Annotated in this window: 16 protein-coding genes, 1 pseudogene and 1 riboswitch; of the genes and pseudogenes, 9 read left to right on the top strand and 8 right to left on the bottom strand. The window is 67.8% G+C overall.

Features of this window, described 5'->3' with window-relative positions; genetic code table 11:
• Positions 1–201: 201 nt before the first annotated feature.
• The 6 genes from MLE27_RS10895 to MLE27_RS10870 all read right to left on the bottom strand — a co-directional run bounded on the left by MLE27_RS10895 (position 202) and on the right by MLE27_RS10870 (position 8742).
• A complete protein-coding gene (locus tag MLE27_RS10895; protein ID WP_243312104.1) occupies positions 202–978 on the bottom strand; it encodes a substrate-binding periplasmic protein in 777 nt (258 codons plus the stop codon).
• A 26-nt stretch (positions 979–1004) separates the two neighbouring features.
• Positions 1005–1724, bottom strand: coding sequence for an orotidine-5'-phosphate decarboxylase (pyrF, locus tag MLE27_RS10890; RefSeq protein ID WP_243312103.1), 720 nt, complete (start codon positions 1722–1724; stop codon positions 1005–1007).
• A complete protein-coding gene (locus tag MLE27_RS10885; RefSeq protein WP_243312102.1) occupies positions 1724–3955 on the bottom strand; it encodes a DUF3536 domain-containing protein in 2232 nt (743 codons plus the stop codon). Before MLE27_RS10885 ends, pyrF begins: the two co-directional genes overlap by 1 nt.
• Positions 3956–3992: 37 nt before the next feature.
• Positions 3993–6311: a hybrid sensor histidine kinase/response regulator gene (locus MLE27_RS10880; protein WP_243312101.1), complete on the bottom strand. Its 2319-nt coding sequence runs from the start codon at positions 6309–6311 to the stop codon at positions 3993–3995.
• Between the two features lie 252 nt (positions 6312–6563).
• Complete coding sequence (locus MLE27_RS10875; RefSeq protein WP_243312100.1) at positions 6564–7442, bottom strand: DNA polymerase III subunit delta'; 879 nt, start codon at positions 7440–7442, stop codon at positions 6564–6566.
• A gap of 19 nt (positions 7443–7461) precedes the next feature.
• Positions 7462–8742 (bottom strand): adenylosuccinate synthase, encoded by a 1281-nt coding sequence (locus tag MLE27_RS10870; RefSeq protein ID WP_243312099.1) that lies wholly within the window; start codon positions 8740–8742, stop codon positions 7462–7464.
• A 206-nt stretch (positions 8743–8948) separates the two neighbouring features.
• On the opposite strand from MLE27_RS10870, the pseudogene MLE27_RS18260 reads away from it, so the two are divergent.
• From MLE27_RS18260 to MLE27_RS10850, 4 genes and pseudogenes are all read left to right on the top strand, one after another.
• Positions 8949–9839, top strand: a pseudogene (locus MLE27_RS18260) (SAM-dependent methyltransferase); the annotation flags it as partial.
• A gap of 914 nt (positions 9840–10753) precedes the next feature.
• Complete coding sequence (locus tag MLE27_RS10860; RefSeq protein ID WP_243312098.1) at positions 10754–11638, top strand: phosphate ABC transporter substrate-binding protein; 885 nt, start codon at positions 10754–10756, stop codon at positions 11636–11638.
• A 12-nt stretch (positions 11639–11650) separates the two neighbouring features.
• A complete protein-coding gene (locus MLE27_RS10855) occupies positions 11651–12502 on the top strand; it encodes a phosphate ABC transporter substrate-binding protein (RefSeq protein WP_243312097.1) in 852 nt (283 codons plus the stop codon).
• A 55-nt stretch (positions 12503–12557) separates the two neighbouring features.
• Complete coding sequence (locus tag MLE27_RS10850) at positions 12558–13913, top strand: TAXI family TRAP transporter solute-binding subunit (RefSeq protein WP_243312096.1); 1356 nt, start codon at positions 12558–12560, stop codon at positions 13911–13913.
• 313 nt (positions 13914–14226) lie between these two features.
• On the opposite strand, the gene MLE27_RS10845 is transcribed toward MLE27_RS10850, so the two are convergent.
• On the bottom strand, positions 14227–14610 hold the full coding sequence (locus tag MLE27_RS10845; RefSeq protein WP_243312095.1) for a hypothetical protein: 384 nt from the start codon (positions 14608–14610) through the stop codon (positions 14227–14229).
• A gap of 122 nt (positions 14611–14732) precedes the next feature.
• Here MLE27_RS10845 and MLE27_RS10840 point away from each other — a divergent pair, with 122 nt between their 5' ends.
• From MLE27_RS10840 to MLE27_RS10820, 5 genes are all read left to right on the top strand, one after another.
• A complete protein-coding gene (locus MLE27_RS10840; protein WP_243312094.1) occupies positions 14733–16010 on the top strand; it encodes an IMP cyclohydrolase in 1278 nt (425 codons plus the stop codon).
• Positions 16011–16362: 352 nt separating this feature from the next.
• A complete protein-coding gene (locus MLE27_RS10835; RefSeq protein WP_243312093.1) occupies positions 16363–18498 on the top strand; it encodes a ribonuclease catalytic domain-containing protein in 2136 nt (711 codons plus the stop codon).
• 3 nt (positions 18499–18501) lie between these two features.
• Positions 18502–19098, top strand: a complete 597-nt coding sequence (plsY, locus tag MLE27_RS10830) for a glycerol-3-phosphate 1-O-acyltransferase PlsY (protein ID WP_243312092.1) — start codon at positions 18502–18504, stop codon at positions 19096–19098.
• Between the two features lie 119 nt (positions 19099–19217).
• Positions 19218–19379: riboswitch (cobalamin riboswitch) on the top strand.
• A gap of 216 nt (positions 19380–19595) precedes the next feature.
• Complete coding sequence (locus MLE27_RS10825) at positions 19596–20273, top strand: radical SAM protein (protein WP_243312091.1); 678 nt, start codon at positions 19596–19598, stop codon at positions 20271–20273.
• A 1-nt stretch (position 20274) separates the two neighbouring features.
• The gene (locus MLE27_RS10820; protein ID WP_243312090.1) at positions 20275–22362 is read left to right on the top strand and encodes a ribonucleoside triphosphate reductase; all 2088 of its coding nucleotides are present in this window, start codon (positions 20275–20277) and stop codon (positions 22360–22362) included.
• A 116-nt stretch (positions 22363–22478) separates the two neighbouring features.
• Here the strand turns inward: MLE27_RS10820 and MLE27_RS10815 are convergent, their stop codons facing one another.
• On the bottom strand, positions 22479–23021 hold the full coding sequence (locus MLE27_RS10815) for a FlgO family outer membrane protein (protein WP_243312089.1): 543 nt from the start codon (positions 23019–23021) through the stop codon (positions 22479–22481).
• Between the last annotated feature and the right edge of the window lie 19 nt (positions 23022–23040).

The raw sequence follows: 23040 nt of genomic DNA, 5'->3' as shown, positions 1-23040 counted from the left end.
GAAAGAATCGGAAGAGAAGCTGGAAGAGAAGTAGGGAGAGAAGCAGGAAGAGACGCGCGGGGCGCTGCCCCGAACCCCGCCGGGGGGAGGGCCTCCCCCCGGACCCCGGCGATGGGGAAGCCCGGGCAGGCCGACAATCGAGCAGATACTCCAAACTGTCCCGGGTGTCTGGCTATCCCCGGCGATGGGGACGGAATAGACTCAGGGATCGACTTCCAGGCCGTAGCGCACGGCCAGGGCCTCGTACTCGCCCGAGGCCCGCATCCTGCGCAGGGCCTCGTTGAACCGTTCCAGCAGGGCCTTCGCGCCCGGATAGCTTCTGGAAACCATCAGCCCGTTGGGCTGTTTGCGGAAAGTTTGGATGTGGACGATCCTGAACCCGTGGTCTCCGGGGAATTTCGTCCGCACCGTGTGCAGCAGGACCTCCTTGTCGTCCACGATGCCGTCCAGCCGCCCGTTCCGCAACATGTCAGCCAGCTGCTCCGTCTTGGGGATTCGCTCCACCCGAAGCCCGGCAGACTCCAGGACGTGGGCCTGGTAGCCGCCGACCATCGCCCCGATGACGATGTCCTTCATGTCCGCGGCAGACGCCCCGTCGGCCAGATGCTTCACTTTCTCGTTGCCCTCCCGGATCATGAGCACCGACAACCCGTAAAACATCGGCTCGGAGAAGTCGTAATGCTCCTTCCTCTTCGGGGTGATCGCGTAGGGGAACGCCGCGAAGGCCTCGCCGGAGCTCACGCCCGCCTCTGCCCTGGCCCAGGGCAGAAACTCGAAGCGGGGCTCGATGCCTGCCTCGGCGCAAACGGATGCCACTATTTCCGTCATGAACCCTCCCCCGGGGAGGGTCTGGGAGGTGTAGGGCGGCCACTCCCCGGTGTCTAACACCACGGTCTGCCCGGCCAGGCAGGGGCCGCAGGCCGCCAGCAGGGCGGCCCAGACACCCAGCGTGACCATGAGCAGACGGTTCGGGGCCATGGAGCATCTCATCGCTGAAGCCCGTCCTATGCGTGGGGCATGGACTCCAACGTCTCGCCCACTTCCTCCAGCATCCGCTTCGCGGTTTCCACGGGGGCGTCCGACTGGCTGATGGGCCGCCCCACCACCAGGTGGTCCGCGCCCGCGGCGATGGCCCGCCCGGGCGTCATGACCCGGCGCTGGTCGTCCTTGCCGTGCTGGGCCGGGCGGATGCCAGGGGTCACGATCAGAAAGTCCGGCCCGTAGGCCTTGCGCAGCAGTGAGGCCTCCCTGGCGGAGGCCACCACCCCGGCGCAGCCCGCGCCCAGGGCGATGCCGGCACGGGCTTCCACCAGGCTTTCCACGCTGCCGGGGTAGCCTAGCTCGGCGAGTTCCTCCTGCCCGTAGCTGGTGAGCACCGTGACGCCGAGCACGCCGACGCTCCCGGCCTCGGCCACGGCCGCCCGGGCCACGCTGGAGACGTGGGCGTGGATGGTGGCCAGGTGCACGCCGCGCAGTGCGGCCTCGCGCATGGCCAGGCCCGTGGTCTGGGGGATGTCCAGGAATTTGAGGTCGAGCATGAGCTTGTGCCCGCGCTCCAGGATGCGCTCCACCAGGGGGAAGCCCTCGGCCAGGAAGAGCTGCAGCCCCACCTTGAAGTAGCCCAGGCCGCCCTCGAGCCGGTCCACCCAATGCAGCGCACGGGCCGCGTCGGGCACGTCGAGCGCGAAGATGATCCTTTCGCGCAGGGGGATATCTTTGGTCATTACGCAAATCCGATGAGTTGAGCGAAGGCGCGCCCCGCGCCGGCATGCAGGGAGCCCTCCCAGAGGACGTTCTGGACCTTCCACCAGTTTTCCGGCAGGCCCAGCTCCCTGACGCGCAGCACCATACGGCAAAGCGCCTCCCAGTCGGGAAGACCGGTGCAGATTTCCTGGAGCGCGCGCCGCCTCACCCGCTCCATCAGACCGTCGCGCTCCCAGCCCGAGCCCGAGGCCTGGGCCAGGAACACCCGCAAAAGTTCACCCTGTTTGGGCGAAAGGTCAAGCCCCCACAGGTAGGCCCAGGCCAGCTGCTGCCACATCCCGGCCCAGAGGGGCGCCAGGGTCAGGGTGGTCTGGGCCTGTTGCAGTTCGGCCACCAGGTGCGCGCCCTGGCCCATGCGCGCGAGAACGCACTCCCAGGCCTTCTCCGAGGCATGGAGCGCCCAGGCGTCGGCCAGGGCCTGCCGCTTGTTCACCGGCAGCACGGCCGGGAGGAAATCCTCCGGCCCGGAGGCCGCCTCCACGCTTATGGGCCGCAGCAGCGGATCCTCCCCGCCGGAGGGCCTCCGCCACTCCCAGCGGGCCTCGTCCGCGCCGCTCTCCAATGCCCAGGAGATGCGCACCGTCCCGCTGGAGGGGCTCTGCGCCGCCACCTCGACCCCGACACCCGGCCAGGACACGCAGGCGCTGCGCTCCGGCTCGGGGAAGCGCTCCTCCAGGTGCAGGGTCAAAAGCGCCTGTGCCGTAAGGGATGCCTCGGATTCGCGCCTGGGCGCTACCATGGTCCGCCAGACCACCTCGGCGTTGCCGTACTCCGGCAGGTTCGACTCGGCCTGGCGCAGGATGGGCAGCAGCCCGGGCTCCATGTCCGGCCCGCCGGTGCGCCGGGCCAGCTCCATGGAGCGCAGGGCGAAGGTCAGGGCGTTCACGGGCTCGATGCGGGAGACCTCGTCGAAGAACCAGGCGCAGCTGGCCAGGGAGGCCAGCCCCCACTGCTGCATGGAGAGCAGCCTCCAGGCCGTGGCCTGCTGCGCGGCGGACAGCCCCGCGCGGAAATGGGCCTTGGCGTAACCGTCCTGGGTCGAGAGCCCGGCCAGCACCTTGCCATAGGCTGTCAGGGCTGAGCGCGGGTCCTTGAAGCATTCGGCCCCGCGCTGGAAGAAGTGCGCATCCGCCGCGTCCTTCACGCCCTGCAGGGCCTGGCGCAGGGGGCCGCGCCAGCGTTGGTGCCAGCCGGGGTGCTCGCCCGTGGTGCAGCCGCAGTCCGAGCGCCAGCGCTCCACGCCGTGGGCGCAGCTCCAGGCCGAGGGCTCGTGCAGCCGCGCCTGCATGGTGGGCGGATTGGCCTCCAGATAGGCCGCGAAATTGGTCAGGGCCACGCCGTCGCGCTCCTGGCGGGCCTGGTCCAGCACGAAGGCCAGGGCCATCTCCCCGAACTTGAAGTGGTGGCCGTAGGTCTCGCCGTCGGTGGCCAGGGCCAGCAGGCCCGGGCAGCAGGCTCCGGAGAGCCGCCGCCAGAAGTTCTCGCCGTCCGCGAGCAGCCCCTCGAAGGCAACCGCCTGCGAGAGCGGGCCGTCGTAGAAGAACACGCTCACGCTGCGCCCGGAGGGCAGTTTCACCAGGTAGGGCTGGCGGATGTCCAGGCTGGAGGCGTCCACGGGCTTCCATTCAGGGTGGTCCAGCGCGGCCACGGCCTTGACCTGGCCCGGGGCCAGCACGGTGAAGCGCACGCCGTGCCGGGCCAGCGCCTCCAGCGAGGCGGTGTCCACGGCGGTTTCGGCCAGCCACATGCCCTCGGGGGCGCGGCCGAAGCGGGCCGTGAAGTCGTCAACGGCCCAGGCCACCTCCAGCTCCTTGTCCAGTTCGCTGGCCAGAGGCAGGATCTGGTGGTGGTAGACCTGGGCCATGGCGTTGCCCTTGCCCAGCCTGCGGATGCTGGCCGCGTCGGCCTCGCGCATGAGGCGCACCGTGTCCGGGTCGGCCCCGCTCATCCAGGAGAGCAGCGTGGGCCCCGCATTGAAGGACATCCACTCGTAGCAGTTGAGCAGCGCGGTGATGCGACCGGAGCCGTCCAGCCGCCTGGCCCGGGCCATTGGCGCGTAGGATTCCCCGGTGATGCGCTGGTTCCAGTTCAGGCTCGGGGCGGCGCTGCCTTCGGGCAGGATGGCGCCCAGCCAGGGGTCTTCGCGGGGGGGTTGGTAGAAATGGCCGTGGATGCAGAGGTGCTTGCGCATGGTTGGCCCGGATGGGGGCGGGCGAGGTTGCTCCAGGTCAGCTGAGCCTTCGCCGGGCAGGGTTGCCCATGACCCTGGCCAGCACCATCTCCAGGTGATCGAAATCCACGGGTTTCGCAAGATAATCGTTCATTCCGGCGGCCAGCACGCGCTCCCTGTCCCCGGGCAGGGCGTGCCCGGCCAGGGCGATGATGGGTATCTCCGCCTTGAGCCCAAGCTCGGAAGCGCCCCGGATGGCCTTGGTGGCGGTTATGCCGTCCATCTCGGGCATCTGGAGGTCCATGAGCAGACAGTCGAAATCCTCCTGGCTGAGGGCCTTGATGGCCTGTGAGCCGTTCTCCACGATGGTGGCGCGGTAGCCCAGGCTTTCGAGCATGTCCATGGTGAGCACGGTGTTGATGGGGTCGTCCTCGGCCAGGAGCACGCGCCCAGCCCCCTGCGGGGCGGTCAGGGCGGCCTGCGCGTGCAGCGGGGCCTCCACCCCGGCCGGCGCCGGGCGCGCCGGGCGCGCCGGGATGGTGATGGAGACCGTGGTGCCCCTGCCGGGAGCCGAAGCCATGTCCAGGCGGCCACCCCACAGGGAAACGAGGCGGCTGACGATGGCCAGCCCCAGGCCCGCGCCCTGGTAGCGCCTGGTGTGCGAGCCGTCGGCCTGGGTGAAGGGCTCGAAGATGCAGCGCAGCTTGTCCGGCCCGATGCCGATGCCGGTATCCGACACCTGGAAGCGCAGCAGCGTCGCGCCCTCGGGCGTGTCGCCCGCCATGTCCACCTTGAGGGTGACCGAGCCGCTCTGGGTGAACTTGACCGCGTTGCCCACCAGGTTGAAGAGCGCCTGGCGCAGCCTGCTCCCGGCGCCGGTCATGGTGCGGGGCAGGCCCGGCTCGGGCACCACGGCGAGCAGGATGTCCTTGTCCTGGGCCTGGTGGGAGAAGAGCTGCGCCATCTCGAACAGCAGCCCCGCGGGCGAGAAGGGCTCGTCGTCGAAGCCCGCCCCTTCCGACTCCAGCGAGGAGAAGTCCAGGATGTCGCCCAGCAACGTATAGAGCGAGCGCCCGCTCTCCAGCGCGTTGCCCACCCATTCCGCCTGGCGGGGCTCCATCCGGGAGCGCTCCAGCAGTTGCAGCATGCCCAGGATGCCGTTGAGCGGCGTGCGGATCTCGTGGCTGACGTTGGCCAGGAACTCGCCCTTGGCCCGGTTGGCCGCCTCGGCCGCGTCCTTTGCCGCGATGAGCGCCCGTTCGGTGTCGAGCTGGCCGGTCACGTCCATGACCGCCGCGAGCACCACCCGCCGGCCGGCCGGATCCTCGGTGAGCAGGGCGTCCACGAGCGCCTGGCGCTGTTCCCCGCCCTTGAGCCGCAGCAGGGCCGGGACCCTCCTCATGAGCTTGCCGGACAAGATATCCTGCAACGACCCGGCCTCCATGGTGACCAGCCGCCCGGCCTCGATGCCCATCAGGTTCTCGCGCGAGTAGCCGCCGTGCTCGCAGAGCATGCGGTTCACGTCGCTCAGGCGTCCGTCCTGGGTCATGGAGAACATCATCACCGGCGCGGACTCGAACATCCGCCGGTACCAGGTGCGGCTGACGCGCAGCTGCCGGTCGCGCTCGTCCAGGGAGTCCATGACCTTGCCGATGGACTCCGCCACCGCCCCGAACTCCTCGATGCCCGTGTAGCCGGGCCGCTCGCCGCGTTGCAACGCCCCCCGGATGCTCTCCAGGGGCTCGGAGACCGTGCGCCGGGTGTAGTGCAGGTAGGCCAGCAGCGCCACCAGCAGGATCGCCGCCCCCCCCAGGGTCATGTTGCGGATGTCGGTGGCCATGAACTGGTAGCCCGTGCTCACGTCGCCCAGGATCACGCGCCAGCCCCAGGGCTGGAAATCAAGCTCGAAGGCGTGGCCCGGGAAGCCGTCCAGCTTCATGGGCAGCGTGGTCATTTTTTCCTTGAGCTCGACGGGCACGATCAGGCCGCCCGGGGCGTGGCGCATCAGTTCGGAGCCGTCGGCGTCCACCACCACGGCGGGGACGTCCTCTATGCGGTAGAGTCTGAGGAGCCGGTCCAGGGCCTGCCGCCTGGCTCCGCGTTCCGCGGCCGCGGCCTGCGCCTGGGCATGGGCGGGATTCTGGGTGGAGTTCTGGGCGAGCTTCTGCGCCAGGGCGCGCATGGCCGCCAGCTGCACCTCGTTGGACTCCGTCAGGATGTTCCTGGTCTCGCGGGCGTAGCTGCGCAGTTGGTGGTCCGCATGGTCCGCCACCACTTCCGAGATGAGGTTCAAGGCCATGGCCAGCAGCCCGCCCCAGATGAGCAGCACTCCCCCCACAACGGGCATGGTCAGCCGGAAGAAAAGGCGGTTGCGCAAAGAATGTCTCCCCTCCGGCGCGTCAAATGGATTTCGCCCTGGGCAGCCCTGAACCGCGTTCATGTGCGGGGCCGGGGCCACATTTCTTGGCGCGTGCGCGATACTCGCCGGAGACGGTTGTATTTGCTCTACCCCAAGCGGATGAAAAAAGACAAGAGGGAATCCGATTAAGCGCGAACTTGCTGCATTGCAGAGGGTATTGTGCAACAGTGCTGGAGGGTTGGAGGCGGGCGGAAGCAGCTCCGGGTGGGTTCAGCGCACCCAGAGGGCCACGCGGGTGGCCATCCACTCGATGGACAGGGCCGGGTTCGCCATGCCCACCAGGGCCTCCTGGGTGGTCTCCAGCAGCAGGTCCAGGCTGCGCAGGCCCTGCAGGCCCAGGCGCTCGCCCAGGAACCGCCCCAGGCGGGAGCATTCCCGGCCGGCCAGCACGTCGGCAAGTTCCTTGGAGAGGGCCAGCACCACGGCCAGGGCCACGTTGCGCGTCAGGCGGGTCTTGGCGGAGGTCAGGCCGAAGAGGCCCTGTCCGGTGCGCCAGAAGCGCTCCAGGGCCTCGAGCCAGACGGCGTTGTCGCAGGCCTCGGCGTCCGCCGGGCAGGCCAGGGAGCCCCCGGCCTCGGGCCAGGCCAGGGTGAGCGTCCAGGAGCGGGATACCAGGGTGGGCAGCAGGCGCTCGCGCTGCGGCGCCAGGAGCAGGAAGCAGTTGCCGGGGCGCGGCTCCTCCATGGACTTGAGCAGGGCGTTGGCCGCCGACGGAGTGAGGGACTGGGCCTCGGTGAACACCACCACCCGGTGGCCGGAGCCGCGCGGGGGCTCGCCCACCTTCTGGCGCACCTCGCGCACGTCGTCCACCTTGATGGACTGCTCCACCCCATCCAGGAAGATGAGGTCCATGAAGATCTTGTCGCGTATCTGCACGCAGGCCGGGCAGGCCCCGCACGCGCCGCCGCCCGGATTCGCCCCGGAACCGGCGCAGTTGCAGGCCGCGGCGAAATAGAGGGCGGCCGCCTCCCTTTCGGGAGCCAGTCCGCCCTCCAGTACGAGCACTTGCGGGGGATTCGCCGCCAGCCGGTCAAGCTGCCGGCGGGCGCGGTCCTGCCTGGGGCCGAGCCCGAAGAACGCTGCGTCCATGCGCCGACCGCCCGTGGGCCTAGCCCTTGTAGATGGTCTGCTCCCGGTCGGGGCCGACGGAGATGACGCTCACCGGGGCTCCGGCCAGCTCTTCAACCCGCAGCAGATACTTGCGGGCGGCTTCGGGCAGGGATTCCCAGGTGCGGCAGCCGGTGATGTCGTCCTTCCAGCCGGGCATGGTCTCGTAGATGGGCTCCACGTGGGCCAGCGCGCCCTCGCGCTGGGGCGGATATAGGATGGTCTCGCCTTCGTAGAGGTAGCCGGTGCAGATCTTGATCTTGTCCAGCCCGCCCAGCACGTCCAGCTTGGTCACGGCCAGGCCGGTGGTGCCGTTGAGGCGCACGGCCTCGCGCAGGAGCACGGCGTCCAGCCAGCCGCAGCGGCGCTTGCGGCCGGTGGTGGCCCCGAACTCGGCGCCCACGCTCTGCAGGTGGTCGCCGTGGGCGCAGGTCAGCTCGGTGGGGAAGGGGCCGGAGCCCACGCGGGTGGTGTAGGCCTTGACCACGGAGATGACTGAGGCCATGTCCCTGGGGGAGCAGCCGGAACCGGCGGCGGCGTTGCTCGCCAGGCAGCTGGAGGAGGTGACGAAGGGATAGGTGCCGTGGTCGATGTCCAGGTGGGTGCCCTGCGCTCCCTCGAAGAGCACGCCCTCGCCGCTCTTCAGGGCCTGCTGCACCATGCCGGGCACGTCCGCCAGGTAGGCGGCCACGCGCTTGGCCAGGGGCTTCAGGTCCGCCAGGACCTTGGCCGGATCGAGCGGCTCCAGGCCGTACAGGCCGGCCAGCAGGGCGTTCTTCTCCTTGATGGCGTGGGCGACCTTGGCGGCCAGCAGCTCCTCGTCGAGGAAGTCTCCGGCGCGGATGCCCACGCGCGAGGCCTTGTCCTCGTAGCAGGGGCCTATGCCGCGCCCGGTGGTGCCGATCTTGGCCCCGGCCTTGGCGGCCTCGCGGGCGGCGTCGAGCATCTTGTGGTAGGGCATGATGACGTGGGTGCGCAGGCTCACGGCCAGGCGAGCGGGGGACATGTCCACGCCCTTGGCGGCCAGCTTGTCCACCTCCTGCAGGAAGACCTCGGGGTCCAGCACGACGCCGGCGCCGATCACGCAGCGCTTGCTCTGGTGCAGGATGCCGGAGGGGATCAGGTGCAGAACCGTTTTCTCGCCGCCCACCACCAGGGTGTGCCCGGCGTTGTTGCCGCCGTGGAAACGGACGATGATCCCCGCCTTTTCGGTGAGGAGGTCCACGATCTTGCCTTTGCCCTCGTCGCCCCATTGGGCGCCGTGCACCACGATGCCAGCCATTGCTCCTCCAGGAGTGTGGCCGCGCGAAAGCCTTCTCCGCGCGGCCGCCGGGGTTCGCAGGACGCCCCCGGACCTCGGATGATATTGTTGCCCCGGCTTGCCCGGGCCGGGGCGGGAAGTTAGCACTTTCACAAAAGGCTTTTTTGCGTAAAAAACCGCACCAGCGTTGTCAACGAAATACCTTGGCCGCCGGGAGGCCGACACATATGGATTTCACAGTTTATCTCGCCCCCAAGGGCTTCGTGAACGAGCTCGTCTACGAGCTGGGCGACGTCTCCGAGGTGGTGGACCGCCTGGTCTTCGCGCCCGGGCCGCCGCGCCGCGTGGCCTGGGCCCAGAACATCTGGCTCAACCCCAGGCGCATCCCCATCACCTCCATCGGGGACGGCGTGGCCAAGCTCAAGTCCCTGCAGCGCAACTGGGCCTTGTGGTCCGTGCGGCACCACCGCCGGGCCAAGCTCATCGAGGAGCAACTGCCCGCCGTGCGCCCCAAGCCCGTGGCCATCGGCACGCAACCGCCCCGTTCGCCCCTTGGCTCCTGGACCATGCTGGACCGCGACACCATCATCGCCTCCCCGGCCTGTTCCAGCCCTTTCCCCCACGGGGAGGTGGAATTCCTGGAGAACAAGGTCGATCCGCCCAACCGGGCCTATCTCAAGCTCTGGGAGCTGTTCACCCTGCTGGAGACCGCGCCCAAGCCCGGCAGCTTCTGCCTGGATCTGGGCGGCAGCCCCGGCGGCTGGACCTGGGTGCTTGCCAGCCTGGGCTGCAAGGTGCTCAGCGTGGACAAGGCCCCGCTGGAGCCGCGCATCGAAGCCATGCCCGGCGTGGAGTACCGCATGCTCTCCGCCTTCGCCCTCGACCCGCGCGAGGTTGGCCCGGTGGACTGGCTCTTCAGCGACGTGATCTGCTACCCGGACAGGCTCTGGCGTCTGGTGGAGCGCTGGCAGAACTTCGGCAAGGCCCGCAACTTCGTGTGCACGCTCAAGTTCCAGAACCCCACGGACCACGAGACCGCCGCGAAATTCTGGGGCTTCCCCGGCTCGCGCCTGGTGCACCTCTACAACAACAAGCACGAGTTGACCTGGGTCTACCTGGACCCCGAAGAGTACCCGGACTTCGCCCCGCCCGACAACCGCACCCCGCTGGCCAGCCCCTTCGTGGCCCCCAGCGACAACCCGGTGACCATGGACACCCCGCCGCCCCCGCAGGAAGGCGATGAGGGTTCCGCCCCCGAGGCGCGGATGGGCGAGGCCGGACCGGACGGGGACTCAGGTGAGGCCCCCGCGGCCACGACCGGAAGCGAAGCCCAGGGGGACGGGCCTTCCGAGAGCGAATCGGCCGGACAATCCGGCGCAGCTTCCGAGACCCCGGCTGAATCATCCCCGAAAACGGTCGCCGGCACGGAAACGGTCGCCGAAACGGTTACTCCGGCCGGGAGCGCCCTGATCCCCGAGGGCGAAACCGCAGCCCTTACTTCCGGAGAACCTGGCGGCAGCCCCGAAACACCCGTCGCACCCGGCACGGAGGACAAGCCTGGGCCGAATGGCCAGCCGGAAGCGGCACTCGTGGCCGCATCGGAAGCCCCGGCCGCCCCCGGCGACGCCGAAGCAGAGGATCGCAAGCCCGCCCCGCCGACTGGCGGCGACAGCAAATAAACAGCCAACATCTTCCCCCGTCCGGCCATGGCGGAACCATCCGCCACGGCCGGACGGGGGCTTGCGTTCCGGGCCGCCGCGCCCCGGCCATCCCCCCAAGCCCTCCACAACGACTGTCGCCCCGTGCGACCGGACGCACAGCAGCGACGCCAGCCCCCCCCATTCCGCGTCTGTGCTCCGTGATTCCGCATGGTTGCACAATGCTTAGGCGTCTATATAATTCCCTATAAGATTTCGCCTTCCCCGGAACGGCACTTTCATACTAAGCTGTGTCCCTACGCTTTCGGATGTCGCCCTCCCCGGCCGTCGGAACCAGCGTCGTTCACCAACCCACCGCACCCGAGGTTGTCCCAATGGTCCACCAGCTCACAAGGCGCGAAGTCCGTCCGGGCCTGTGGCGGAGGCTGATCCTCTTCGCCCTGGCCGCCGCCCTCATCCTCCCCTCGGCCATGCAGGCCAAGGCTGCCGGAGGCTCGCAGAGCGTCCACGTCGCGGGCTCCAACACCTTGCGGCTCTTCACCCAACTGGCCGCCGAGCAGTACATGCGGGAGAACCCCGGCACCATCGTCACTGTTTCGGGCGGCGGCACGGCGCGCGGGGTGAAGGCCCTGATCGACGGGACCTCCGAGATCGCCATGATCTCCTCCGAGATTCCCGAAGAGCTGGAGCGCAAGGCCAAGTCCGAGAAGGTCCACCTCAAGACCATCCCCCTCTGCAACGACGCCGTGGTTCCGGTGGTCAACCCGCAGAACCCCGTGTCCGCCCTCTCGCTGGAGCAGCTCAAGAAGATCTATTCCGGCAAGATCACCAACTGGAAGGACGTGGGCGGCAGCGACGCCCCCATCGTGGTCACCACGCACGACGGTGTCTCCGGCACCTACGAGCTCTGGAAGGACAAGGTCCTGGGCGCGGACGCGGCCATCACCCCCCAGGCCAGGACCATGGAGATGCAGCCCATGCTGCGCGCCGTAGCCGCCGACAGGAACGCCATCGGCTACGTGGCCTGGAGCCTGCTGAGCGAGAGCATCAAGGCGCTCACCGTGGAAGGCGTCGCGGCCGACAGGGAGAACATCCTGAACGGCGGCTATCCGCTGACGCGCGTCCTGGCCGTGGTGGTCAAGGAGAACCCCTCCGAAGCCTCGCAGGCCTTCGTCCGCTTTCTGCAAGCCCCGGACAAGGGCCAGGAGCTGGCCAAGAAGCTCAAGATGCTCCCGATCAGCACCAACCCCGCTCCGTAGGAGGCCGCAGCAATGTCCGCACACAATTCACCGCGTCGCCGTACCGGCCGCACCGCGAAGGCCGCCTTCCAGTTGTGCCTGCTCTGCGCGCTTCTGCTCTCGCTGTCGGGGTTGGGCTGCCAGCGGGAGAAGGCCGACAAGTCCCTCCTCATCGCCGGTTCCTCGACGGTCCTGCCCTTCGCCAAGCACCTCGGGGAGGCCTTCGCCGCCAAGACCGAGGGCCTGCGCGTGGTCTGCGACGGCGGCGGCTCCACCGCGGGGCTCCTGGCCGTGAAGACCGGAGCCATCGACGTGGCGGGCCTTTCCCGCGATATGAGCCGCAGCGAAGACAGCGACAGCGTCCGCAACTTCATCCTGGCCAAGAACGCCATCGCCGTCGTGGTGAACCCCTCCAACCCCGTCTCCAACCTGAGCATGAAGCAGGTGAAGGACGTGTTCTCCGGGGCGGTCACCAACTGGAGCGAGCTCGGCGGGCCGGACCAGCCCATCGCGCTGCTTTCGCGCAAGTCCTCCTCCACCACCCGGCGCGGGCTTGAGGAGGCGGCCCTGGAAGGCGAGGACATCGCCAAGGGCGCCAAGCAGCTCGAAAGCGGCAAGATGATGGCCGGCGAGATCCAGGCCAACCCTTGGGCCGTGGGCTACGCCGCGCTGCCCGACCTGGGCGGGGAGGTCAAGGTGCTGACCATCGACACGGTGGACCTCAACCGGGAGACCGTGCTCTCGGGCCGCTACCCCCTGGCCAGAACCTACTATTTCGCCATCGGCCAGACCGCCACCCCCTGGGCCAAGCGGTTCGTCGAGTTCGCCATCAGCGGCGAGGGCCAGGCCCTGCTCGAGAAAGAGCAGCTCGTCCGCGTCTACTAACAGCCCGGAACGCAACGCCGGACCACGCCCAACCCAAGCTTCTCAAGGAGCGATCATGGCGTCAGAAGCTCAAGACGTACTCAACAAATATCTCGTCAGGCTGCAGAAGAACGTCTGGTTCAGGCGTGTGGTGGGCGGGCTCATCGTGCTCGCCCTGGCGGGCTGGTGCGGCTACTCCGTCTGGGAGCTCTGGCCGCGCAGCTACACCCTGCGCATCACCGGCGGCGACATCCTGGGCAACCGGCACAAGCTGGCCACCGTGCTGCGCCAGGAGGCCGCCAAACGCTCGATAAACCTGGTGATCGAGCCGATTTCCGGCTCCTTCGCGGCGCTCGACGCCCTGGACAAGGGCGAGCTGGACCTGGCCATCATCCAGGGCGGCCTGGACGTGCACCTGCCCAACGTCCGCCACGTCACGGCCATCATGCCGGAGGTCGTCCACCTGCTGGTGCGCCCCGAGATCAAGGACATCAAGGACCTCAAGGGCAAGGTCATCAACATGGGCTCCAAGGAGGGCGGCACCCGCATCGTGGCCCAGACCGTGCTCAACTTCTCGCAGCTGGAACACGGGGTGGACTACGCCGAGACCAACTTCTCCTCCGAGAAGCTCACCGCCCTGCCCCCGCGCAAGATGCCCGACGCCATCTTCGTGCTCTCCACCCTGCCCTCCTTCCTGGTGGAGCACCTCATCAAGCACAACGGCTACCAGATGATGGAGCTGCCCTTCCCGGCCTCGCTCTCCCTGCGCTACGGCTGGGTCGCCAACGCCACGATCCTCAGCTACACCTACAGCGTCAACCCGCCCATACCCGCCAAGGACATCAAGGCCCTGGGCGTGAACATGTTCATGGTCGCCAACGCCAAGGTTCCGCCCGGGGCCGTGGCCGACCTGCTGGAGGTGCTCTTCAGCGTGGGCATGGAGACCTCCCTGCGCCAGAAGCTCGACCCCAAGCTGGTCACCACCCCCTCCGGCTTCCCCATCTCGGAGGGCACCACCGCCTACCTCAAGCGCCAGGACCCCGTGTTCTCGGAGAAGACCTGGAAGAAGGTCCAGGGGATCTTCGGCCTGGTGATGAGCCTGGCCTCCGGCTTCCTGGTCATCACGCGCTGGCTCATGGGCGCGGGCTCCACCAGGGAGGAGGCGGACCGCGAGTTCAAGCGCTACCTGGGCGAGGTGGCCGCGCTGGAACGCGAGCTTTCCCGCCTGGAGGCGGCCGGAGGCGCGGACGCCGAGGCGCTGGCCAAGCTGGCCGAAAAGGCGGACGCGCTCTACGCCACCGGCATCGAGCGCTACACCAAGATGAAGATGGGCGACCCCAACCTGATGACGCGCTTCCTGCTGGCCATGCAGGAGACGCGCGGCCGCATCGAGCGCACGCGGGAGCTTCAGGAGCACAAGACCGCAGGCTAGGGAACTCGGGAGAACGAAACGAAGAAGGGCTCGCGCTCGTGACGCGGGCCCTTTTTGTTTTCAGACCATCTCCAGGTGGCTGACATGGCGCAGTGCGCAACACGCCCGCTTGGCAGGATGCCGGGCGCGGTGCAAGCCTGCTGCGCGGCATCCCAAGGGAACCGGCGCGCGCCGCGTGAAAACGGCCAAGGTTATGGAAAGTTGTTTTGATTTACGGGGCAGAGGGTGGGCGAAGAGGCCTCCGGCGGCCAAAGGGAGTTCCTCCCTTTGGAATCCCTCCCGGCTTCGCGCCGGGAGCGGGAATACGGGCGGGCTACTGGCCGTCGTCCTCGGATTCGTCGCGGGTGATGACGGTCTCGCTCATGGCGTCCTCCTTGTGCTTGAAGGAGAGCACCCTGCCCTTGGGCTTGGCCGGGGCATGCGGCTGGGGGGCCTGGCCGGGCTGGTGCACGGCCTCGATGAGGGATTTTTCCGGCTGAACCTCGCCCGGGGCGCGGCCCTCGGACCAGTGCAGGTTGAAAAGCTGGTTCTTGAAGCGCACGGCCTGGATCATGGAGAGGATCAGCACGGACTCCTCCCAGCGGCGCGAAGGCTCGAAGCGTTTGACCTGCTCGGCGTACTTCTCCCACAGGTTGATGAGCGACGCCTCGTCGTAGTTGTTGAGCTGCTTGGCCAGCTTCACGAGCACTTTTTCCACACGGCCTCCACGATCGTACCCGCACCGCCTAGCACGAAAAACCCGCGCGGCCAATGCCCGTTTGCCGCCCACTCCCCGCTGTGCTAGGGTGCCCTTCTCAGCACGCCATACCGGAGCAGACCATGAGCGATCTCAAGAAGATGTACACCACCATTTCCGAGGACCCCTTCCCGCAGGACATGACCATCACCATGGGCGGGCAGACCCTGACCTTCACCAAACGCAGCTGGACCATCGACGGCGAGGCCAAGGGCCTGCGCTACGGCGAGAACCCGGACCAGCCAGCCGCGCTCTATCAGCTCGCCTCCGGCGCGCTGGAGCTGGGCGGGGTGCGCTTCAGGGGCGCGGGCCAGGGCCTGGTCTCGGCCATCACCGAGGAGCACCTGATCCAGTCCGGCAAGCACCCGGGCAAGACCAACCTCACCGACGTGGACAACGGCTTGAACATCCTCCAGTACCTCTCGGCCAAGCCCGCCGCCGTGATCCTCAAGCACAACAACCCCTGCGGCGCCGCCTGGACCGACGAGGGCCTGGCCACCGCCTTCGAGCGCGCCAACCTCTCCGACCGCATCGCCGCCTTCGGCGGGGCCATCGTGGTCAACCGCACCCTGGACAAGGCCACGGCCGAGCGCATCGCGGCCAACTATTTCGAGGTGGTCGCCGCCCCCGACTACGAGCCCGCAGCCCTGGAAGTGCTCACCACCAAGAAGAACCTGCGCATCATCGCCCTGCCCGGCATCGCCCGCCTGTCCGAGATGGTGGGCCAGCCCTTCCTGGACATCAAGTCGCTCACGGACGGCGGCATGGTCATGCAGTTCTCCTTCCGCAACCGCATCCTGAGCGCGGACGACTTCATCCCGGCCCAGGGCTCCACCAAGGACGGCAAGACCTTCATCGCCCGCGCCCCCAGCCCGCGCGAGGCCGACGACCTGCTCTTCGCCTGGGCCGTGGAGGCGGGCGTGACCTCCAACTCCGTGATCTTCGCGCGCGACGGGGCCACCGTGGGCATCGGCACCGGCGAGCAGGACCGCGTGGGCGTGGTCCAGCTGACCATCCACAAGGCCTACACCAAGTACGCCGACCTGCTGGCCTGGGAGCGCCACCAGCTCTCCATCCACGAGCTGCGCGAGAAGGCCGCCACGGACACCTCCCTGGGCAAGGTTCTGGAGGGCATCGAAGCCCAGACCAGGGCGGACAGGGGCGGCCTGCCCGGCTCCGTGCTGGTCTCGGACGGCTTCTTCCCCTTCCGCGACGGCGTGGACCTGGCCCTGGCCCAGGGCGTCACGGCCATCGCCCAGCCCGGCGGCTCCATCCGCGACTGGGAGGTGGTGCAGGCCGTGAACGAGGCCTCCCCGCAGGTGGCCATGGTCTTCACGGGGCAGCGCTCCTTCAAGCACTAAGGCGCTTGCCGCGAAGCCGTTTCGGAGTCCAGAGGGGCGAAGCCCCTCTGGCCGCCGGAGGCTTTTCGGCATCCAGCCTTGCGATTGGCGAGAAGCCTTGTATGTTCGCCACGTTTCAAACGCGGCGAACCGCGCTGGCTCCTGCCGGCGCCTCCCGCGCGTCGAACCGGCCGATGTTCTTCAAATACAGCGGTCGGTTCGGCGGCGCGGAGGCCACGGCTGGGGCCGAGACATACGGAAGCCTCCGGCGGCCAAAGGGAGTTCCTCCCTTTGGAATCCCCTCCGGCTTCGCGCCGTGCGCGGTGAATACAGCTTATGACGGGCGGCCCGTCCCGGCCGCCGGAGAATGTTTTTGACCAAGCATCCGTCCATACAGTCCATGGCCAGCGCAGGCTGCATCGTGGAGTTCCTCCAGGGCAACGAGCCCCAGCTCGCCTGGGTTGAGCAGGCCACCGGGGACAAGCTGCATCTGTTCACCCTGAACAAGCGCGAGAGCAAGCTGGCGGCCTCGCGCATCCTGCCCTGGATCGGCCCCCGCTTCGAGGGCGCGCACAACCGCGAAGCCATCCTGGAGAAGCTGCGCGAGCACTCCCGCCTGCGCGAGGAGCTGGCCGCCGGCATCGACCCGCTGGAGATCTGGGAGCTGGCCCAGGGCGAGGTCACGGTGTCCTCCCCGGCCTGGTTCGCGGGCCTGAGCTTCGAGAACCCCGATGTGGACCGCGTGGCCGCCATGGGCCGCGCGCTCCTGGCCGTGAAGACCCACTTCAAGTTCCAGCCGCCCAATTTCGAGGTCTACCCCGCCGAGGTGGTGGAGCGCCGCTTGGCCGAGCAGGCCGCCGCGCGCGAGCGGGAACTGGTGGTCACGGCCGGGCAGACATTTTTCCACGAGTTGTGGACCGGCTGGGCCTCGGGCAGGCGCAAGGACGCCGCCAAGCTGGCCGCCCAGCTGGACCCGGAGGCCGCAGCCAAGCTCAGGGAGATGCTCAAGGCCCTGCTTGCCGACCAGGAGAGCCCCCAGTGGGCCCCCCTGTGGCAGCAACTGCGCAAGGGCCTGCCCGAGCACCCGCAGCAGCCGCTGATCCTGGCCCAGGAGTGGGGCCTCATCCCCCCGCACTACAATTTCCTGCTGGATCAGGCCGGGTACGAGCCCGGCGACGCCTGGAGCGCGGCATTCTCCGCAGAGATCGAGGCCCTGCGCGCCCGGCTCGAAGCCATGCGCGGCGAGCCGGACCCGGCCCGCTTCCTGAGCGTGGACTCTCCCACCACCCGCGACATCGACGACGCCTTCCGCGTGGAGCCCCTGCCCGGCGGGGGCTGGAAGGTGCGCATGGCCCTGGCGCGGCCCACCGCCGCCTGGAATTTCGAGAGCCCGCTGGGCCAGGCCGTCAGCGACCGCGCCACCAGCCTCTACCTGCCGGAACAGACCAGCCACATGCTGCCCGAGGCCCTGGGCTGCGGCCTGCTGAGCCTCAACGCCGGCCAGCCCACTCCGGCCCTGCTGCTGGACTGGGAGCTGGACGCCCAGGCCGCGCCGCGGAGCTTCGAGCCCCGGCTGGGCTGGGTGAGCGTGGAGGCCAACCTGACCTACGAGTCCGTGGAGCGCTGGCTGGAGTCCGGAGAAACGACGGACGAACATGGCCCGACCGTAGCCGTGGCCCATCAGGTGGCCCAGGCTCTGCGCGCCGCGCGCATCGAGCGCGGGGCCGTGATCCTGGACAGGCCCGAGCCCAAGCTGGCCCTGTGCGGCCCGCCCGAGGCCCTGCGCGTGGAGCTGTGCAGGCAGGAGGAGCACCCCAAGGCCCAGATGACCGTGAGCGAGCTGATGATCCTGGCCAACGCCTCCATCGCGGCCTGGGCCAAGGAGCGGGATATCCCCCTGCTGCACCGCGTGCAGGACGTCTCCATCCCCCACGGCTACGCCGGTGTCTGGACCAGCCCGGTGGACATGCACCGCGCCGTGAAGCAGCTCAGCGGGGCCACCCTGGAGGCCCGCCCCGGCAGGCACGCCTCCATCGCGGCCGAGGCCTACGCGCCCATCACCTCGCCCCTGCGCCGCCTGAGCGACCTGGTGAACATGGCCCAGGTGCAGCACTTTCTTGAATCCGGCGCCCCGCTGTACGGCCGCGAGGCCCTGACGGAGCTCTTGCCGCGCATCGCGGCGCGCCTGGACGCCGTGGGCCAGGTGCAGCGCTTCCGGCCGCGTTACTGGAAGCTCCTGTTCATGCAGCAGAACGCCCGCGAACGCGAGTTCGAGGCCGTGGTGGTCGAGGAGTGCGGGCAATTGACGGCCTTGAGCCTCACGGAGCTGCAGATGTACGTGCGGGTGGGCCGCGAGATGCTCGGCGGCAACGCCCAGCCCGGCCAGCGCTTCTGGGTCAAACTCGGCAAGGTGGACCCGCTGACCAACGAATTCCGCGTGATGAGCGCGCGCGAGGAAGAAGAAAAGCCCGACGTGGGGGACTGGTTCCCCCTGGACGGCAAGGAGTAGACCATGTTCGCCAAGATCGCCTGGCTGGCCCTGGCCTATCTGGCCGGCTCGTTCCCCTTCGGATTGTTCATCGCCCAGGCCGCCCGGGGCATCGACCCGCGCACCGCGGGCAGCCGCAACATCGGGGCCACCAACGTCTCGCGCCTGTGCGGCACGAAGCTCGGCGTGCTGACCCTGGTGCTGGACGCCCTCAAGGGCCTCATCCCCGTCGCCGTGGCCTGGCAGATGAGCTGCGAGGGCTTCTACCCCTCCCTGGTGGCCCTGGCCGCCGTGGCCGGGCACATCTTCCCGGTGTTCCTGCGCTACAAGGGCGGCAAGGGCGTGGCCACCACCATCGGCGCGTTCCTGGCGCTGTCGGCGCCCGCCACGCTTGTCTCCGTGGGCCTGTGCGTGGCCGCCATCGCCATCTCGGGCTTCGTCTCCCTGGGGTCGCTGCTGCTGGCGGTGAGCCTGCCCTTCACGGTCTGGTGGTTCGGGCCGGGCAGCGTGGTGCCCGTGGCCTTCGTGATCGCGGGCCTGGTGGTCTGGAAGCATCGGGAGAACATCGAGCGCCTGCGCCAAGGCACTGAAAAACCTTGGAAAAAGAAAAAAGACGACTGAGCCGCAACGCGGGCTGCGGAGCCTGTATCGGCCCAGCCGCAGCCCGCGCAAAAAAAAGCCCTGCCGTATCAAAGGGTTGTAATTCGTCGCTTGACAGCCTTCACGGATAATCTGTAAGAATCATTCCTGTACGCCCCGGGAAACGGAAGACGGTGCAAGTCCGTCGCAGGCGCGCTGCTGTAACCGGCACATGGGCGGAGGCCACTGGGTGAAAACCTGGGAAGGCCTCCGGGCACCACCCCGCCGGAAGCCAGAAGACGTCCCTGGGGAGATCAGGCCATGCCCCGCGAAACGGGCACGGGCTCCCGCGAATCGCCAGCCGGAATTGCTTCGGCGGGCGTCCACCACCTCGCTCCGGGCGTGCTGTTTTTCTCATTTTGACAATTCCTTTATTGTCGAGCCGTTGCAGCCCTTGTGTCGTAACTGTTGCATATCACGTGGCATTTTTCTCTTCATTGGGCCGCGCCGATATGCTAGCGGTAGAGGAATCATTGCCTATGGAAAATCTCGCCCGCACCCTGACCACGGCCCCGAGCCCCAGCGCGCCCACCGCGACCGAGGCCCGGCTCAGGGCCTTCACGCCCTTCTCCCTGTGCGACTGGCCGGGGCGCAGCGTGAGCGTGATCTATCTGGGCGGGTGCAACCTGCGCTGCCCCACCTGCCACAACCAGAGCCTGGCCTTCACCCCGGAAAAGCACCCCGAACTGGACCGCAACAACGTCATGCGCACGTTGACGCAACGTTCGCGCTGGCTTGACGGCGTGGTGGTCTGCGGCGGGGAGCCCACGCTGGACCACGGCCTGCCGAACCTCGTGGGCAGGCTCACCGGCCTGGGCCTGCCGGTAAAGGTGGACACCAACGGCATGCTGCCCGGGGTGGTGGAGCACATTCTGGCCCTGCACCCCGGCACCATCTTCGCCGTGGACGTCAAGGGCCCCTGGGAGCGCTATCCCGAGCTCACCGGCGGCGCCACAAGCCCGGAGGCGGCGCGCGCCGCCCTGAAACGGATTTTCGCCCTGGCCGAGGCCCGGCCCGGGTCGTTTTTCTTCAGAACCACGCTCGTTCCGGGGCTCGCCCCGGAGGATGTCCGGCGGGTGCGCGAATGCCTGCCCCCCGGCCACGAGCTTACGGAACAAACATACATCCCCCCGAAGTCCGAGGGGAAGGGAGCCTGAAATGCCCCAGCAGATAATGAAGCGCGACGGATGCTTGGAAACCTGGTCCCTGGAGCGCATCGCCCAGGCCATCCTCAAGGCCCTGCGCGCCAGCGGCGTGCAGGACCCGCTTCTGGCCAAGCGCCTGGCCCGCAAGGTGGAGGAGAAGCTCGAGGGCGTGGACGTGCCCGTGCAGGAGCACGTGCAGGACATGGTCGAGCGCGTGCTCATGGACTCGCGCCTGTTCGACGTGGCCAAGCGCTTCATCATCTACCGCGAGAAGCGCCGCTCCCTGCGCGAGCAGAAGGCCGCCTTCCTGGACATCGCGGAGACCATCGACAACTACATCTCCAAGGCGGACTGGCGCGTGGCCGAGAACGCCAACATGAGCCACTCCTTCCAGGGGCTGATGCTGCACCTCTCCGGCACGGTGCAGGCCCGCTACGCCCTTGAGAAATACCCCGAGGAGGTGCGCTCCGCCCACGACCACGGGTATTTCCACATCCACGACCTCTCCTTCGGCCTGGCGGGCTACTGCGCGGGCTGGAGCCTGCGCGACCTGCTGCTGGAGGGCTTCAACCTGGAGGGCCGCTCCTCCGCCGGCCCGGCCCGCCACTTCGACTCCGCCCTGGGGCAGATGGTCAACTTCCTGGGCACGCTGCAGAACGAGTGGGCCGGGGCCCAGGCCTTCAACAACGTGGACACCTACCTGGCGCCCTTCATCCGCCACGACGGGCTGGACTACCGCCAGGTGCGCCAGGCCGTGCAGAAATTCGTGTTCAACCTGAACACCACCTCGCGCTGGGGCGGCCAGACCCCCTTCACCAACCTGAGCTTCGACCTCACGCCCCCCAAGCACATCGCCAAGGAGGCCGTCATCATCGGCGGCAAGCTGCAGGACGCCACCTACGGCGAGTTCCAGGCCGAGATGGACATGTTCAACCGGGCCTTCCTGGAGGTCATGGGCGAGGGCGACTACGCCGGGCAGATCTTCTCCTTCCCCATCCCCACCTACAACGTCACCGAGGACTTCCCCTGGGATTCCGAGATCGGGGCCAAGCTGCTGGACCTCACCGCCCGCTACGGCGCGCCCTACTTCCAGAACTTCATCAACTCCGACCTCTCCCCCGAGGACGTGCGCTCCATGTGCTGCCGCCTCCAGATGGACCTGCGCGAGCTGCGCAACAAGGTGGGCGGCCTGTTCGGCGCGGGCGACCTCACCGGCTCCATCGGCGTGGTCACGCTGAACCTGCCCAAGCTGGCCTACCTCTCCCACGGCGAGGAGGACTTCCTGGACCTGCTCACCGAGTACGCCACCATGGCCAAGGACGCCCTGGAGTTCAAACGCAAGATGATCCAGGAGCACCTTGACCGCAAGATGTTCCCCTGGAGCGCCCGCTACCTCAAGAACGGCTACAAGGGGCACTTCGCCACCATCGGCCTGGTGGGCGGGCACGAGGCCTGCCTGAACATCCTGGGCAAGGGCATCGAGACCGATGCGGGCGTGCGCCTGATGACCCGGGCGCTGAACCACCTGCGCGAGCTGACCTCCCGCTTCCAGGAGGAGACCGGCAACCTCTACAACCTGGAGGCCACCCCGGCCGAGGGCACCAGCTACCGCCTGGCCAAGATCGACAAGTCGCTCTACGCCGACATCCAGGCCTCGGGCAACGGCACCCCCTACTACACCAACTCCACCAACCTGCCCGTGGGCCTCAGCCAGGACGTCATCGCCTCGCTCGAGCATCAGAACAAGCTGCAGCCGCTCTACACCGGCGGCACCGTGTTCCACACCTTCCTGGGCGAGGCCGTGGCCGACCACGAGGCGCTCAAGAACTTCATCATCCGCGCCTTCAAGATGACCAAGATCCCCTACCTCTCCATCACGCCCACCTTCAGCGTGTGCAAGGAGCACGGCTACATCTCCGGCGAGCACCACTTCTGCCCGAGCTGCGGCAAGGATGCCGAGGTGTTCACCAGGGTGGTGGGGTACTACCGCCCGGTGTCGCGCTGGAACAAGGGCAAGCAGGCCGAGTACGCGGACAGGGTGACGTACCAGGGCGTGTGCGAGGCCGAGGTTGCCGCGCAGAAGAGGGAAGAGACCGCGTAGGCGGAGAGTGACGAAAGAACGCAGAGGGCCGCCCGCGAGGGCGGCTGTGATATTGATGCCGACATGCAAAAAGGCCCCTCACTGGAGGGGCCTTTTCTTTAGTTGCGCAGCCTGGGCTATTGTGCCTCAGTCATCTTCCTGACGTCTGGAGTCATTTTCACTTTATAATCAACGGCGGCTATTATCGAGCTATCCGTCGGGTCGACAAACTTTGCAGTCACGTACACGTTGTCGACACCCTTGGCATACGTCCCGACCAGAACAACGTGCGCCTTATAATTCGACACGATGTTTTTCAGTTCGCGTGACAGCATGAACTCTCCGGCATTCTGCTTAACCAACAAGCTGCCTCGCAATTTGATCTCAGAAACCTTGCAACCTTGCAGGGTAAGGCCTGTGATGTACTGCTCCGCAACCGCTCGACCAAATGTGGATGACTCTTCAAGCTTATCCGTGTTAACAAAACTGGCCACGAGAATACCGTCTGATGCGGTTATATTCCGAGACGAACGCAGCATGAGCAGTTCGCACGCCTTATAACTGTAGTCTATCAGATTCTGTTCATTGTTCACTGCTACTATGCGCTGTTCAGTTGGCGCGTAACCGGCACATGAACACAGGACAGCCGTAACCACGAAGGCACAAAATATTTTAAACATAGGATTCCCCGTGCTTGTA

The sequence above is a fragment of the Fundidesulfovibrio agrisoli genome, from assembly GCF_022808715.1.
Lineage (GTDB): Bacteria > Desulfobacterota > Desulfovibrionia > Desulfovibrionales > Desulfovibrionaceae > Fundidesulfovibrio > Fundidesulfovibrio agrisoli.
Note: the sequence above shows the minus strand (reverse complement) of the source record. Positions and strands in the feature narration are given on the sequence as shown.

Excerpts from the sequence above, each read along its gene's own strand:
- MLE27_RS10895 (WP_243312104.1), bottom strand. The coding sequence starts at position 978 with ATGGCCCCGAACCGTCTGCTCATGGTCACGCTGGGTGTCTGGGCCGCC.
- plsY (WP_243312092.1), top strand. The coding sequence starts at position 18,502 with ATGTTCGCCAAGATCGCCTGGCTGGCCCTGGCCTATCTGGCCGGCTCG.
- MLE27_RS10850 (WP_243312096.1), top strand. The coding sequence starts at position 12,558 with ATGGCGTCAGAAGCTCAAGACGTACTCAACAAATATCTCGTCAGGCTG.
- MLE27_RS10870 (WP_243312099.1), bottom strand. The coding sequence starts at position 8,742 with ATGGCTGGCATCGTGGTGCACGGCGCCCAATGGGGCGACGAGGGCAAA.
- pyrF (WP_243312103.1), bottom strand. The coding sequence starts at position 1,724 with ATGACCAAAGATATCCCCCTGCGCGAAAGGATCATCTTCGCGCTCGAC.
- MLE27_RS10840 (WP_243312094.1), top strand. The coding sequence starts at position 14,733 with ATGAGCGATCTCAAGAAGATGTACACCACCATTTCCGAGGACCCCTTC.
- MLE27_RS10855 (WP_243312097.1), top strand. The coding sequence starts at position 11,651 with ATGTCCGCACACAATTCACCGCGTCGCCGTACCGGCCGCACCGCGAAG.
- MLE27_RS10815 (WP_243312089.1), bottom strand. The coding sequence starts at position 23,021 with ATGTTTAAAATATTTTGTGCCTTCGTGGTTACGGCTGTCCTGTGTTCA.
- MLE27_RS10825 (WP_243312091.1), top strand. The coding sequence starts at position 19,596 with ATGGAAAATCTCGCCCGCACCCTGACCACGGCCCCGAGCCCCAGCGCG.
- MLE27_RS10885 (WP_243312102.1), bottom strand. The coding sequence starts at position 3,955 with ATGCGCAAGCACCTCTGCATCCACGGCCATTTCTACCAACCCCCCCGC.
- MLE27_RS10860 (WP_243312098.1), top strand. The coding sequence starts at position 10,754 with ATGGTCCACCAGCTCACAAGGCGCGAAGTCCGTCCGGGCCTGTGGCGG.
- MLE27_RS10875 (WP_243312100.1), bottom strand. The coding sequence starts at position 7,442 with ATGGACGCAGCGTTCTTCGGGCTCGGCCCCAGGCAGGACCGCGCCCGC.
- MLE27_RS10820 (WP_243312090.1), top strand. The coding sequence starts at position 20,275 with ATGCCCCAGCAGATAATGAAGCGCGACGGATGCTTGGAAACCTGGTCC.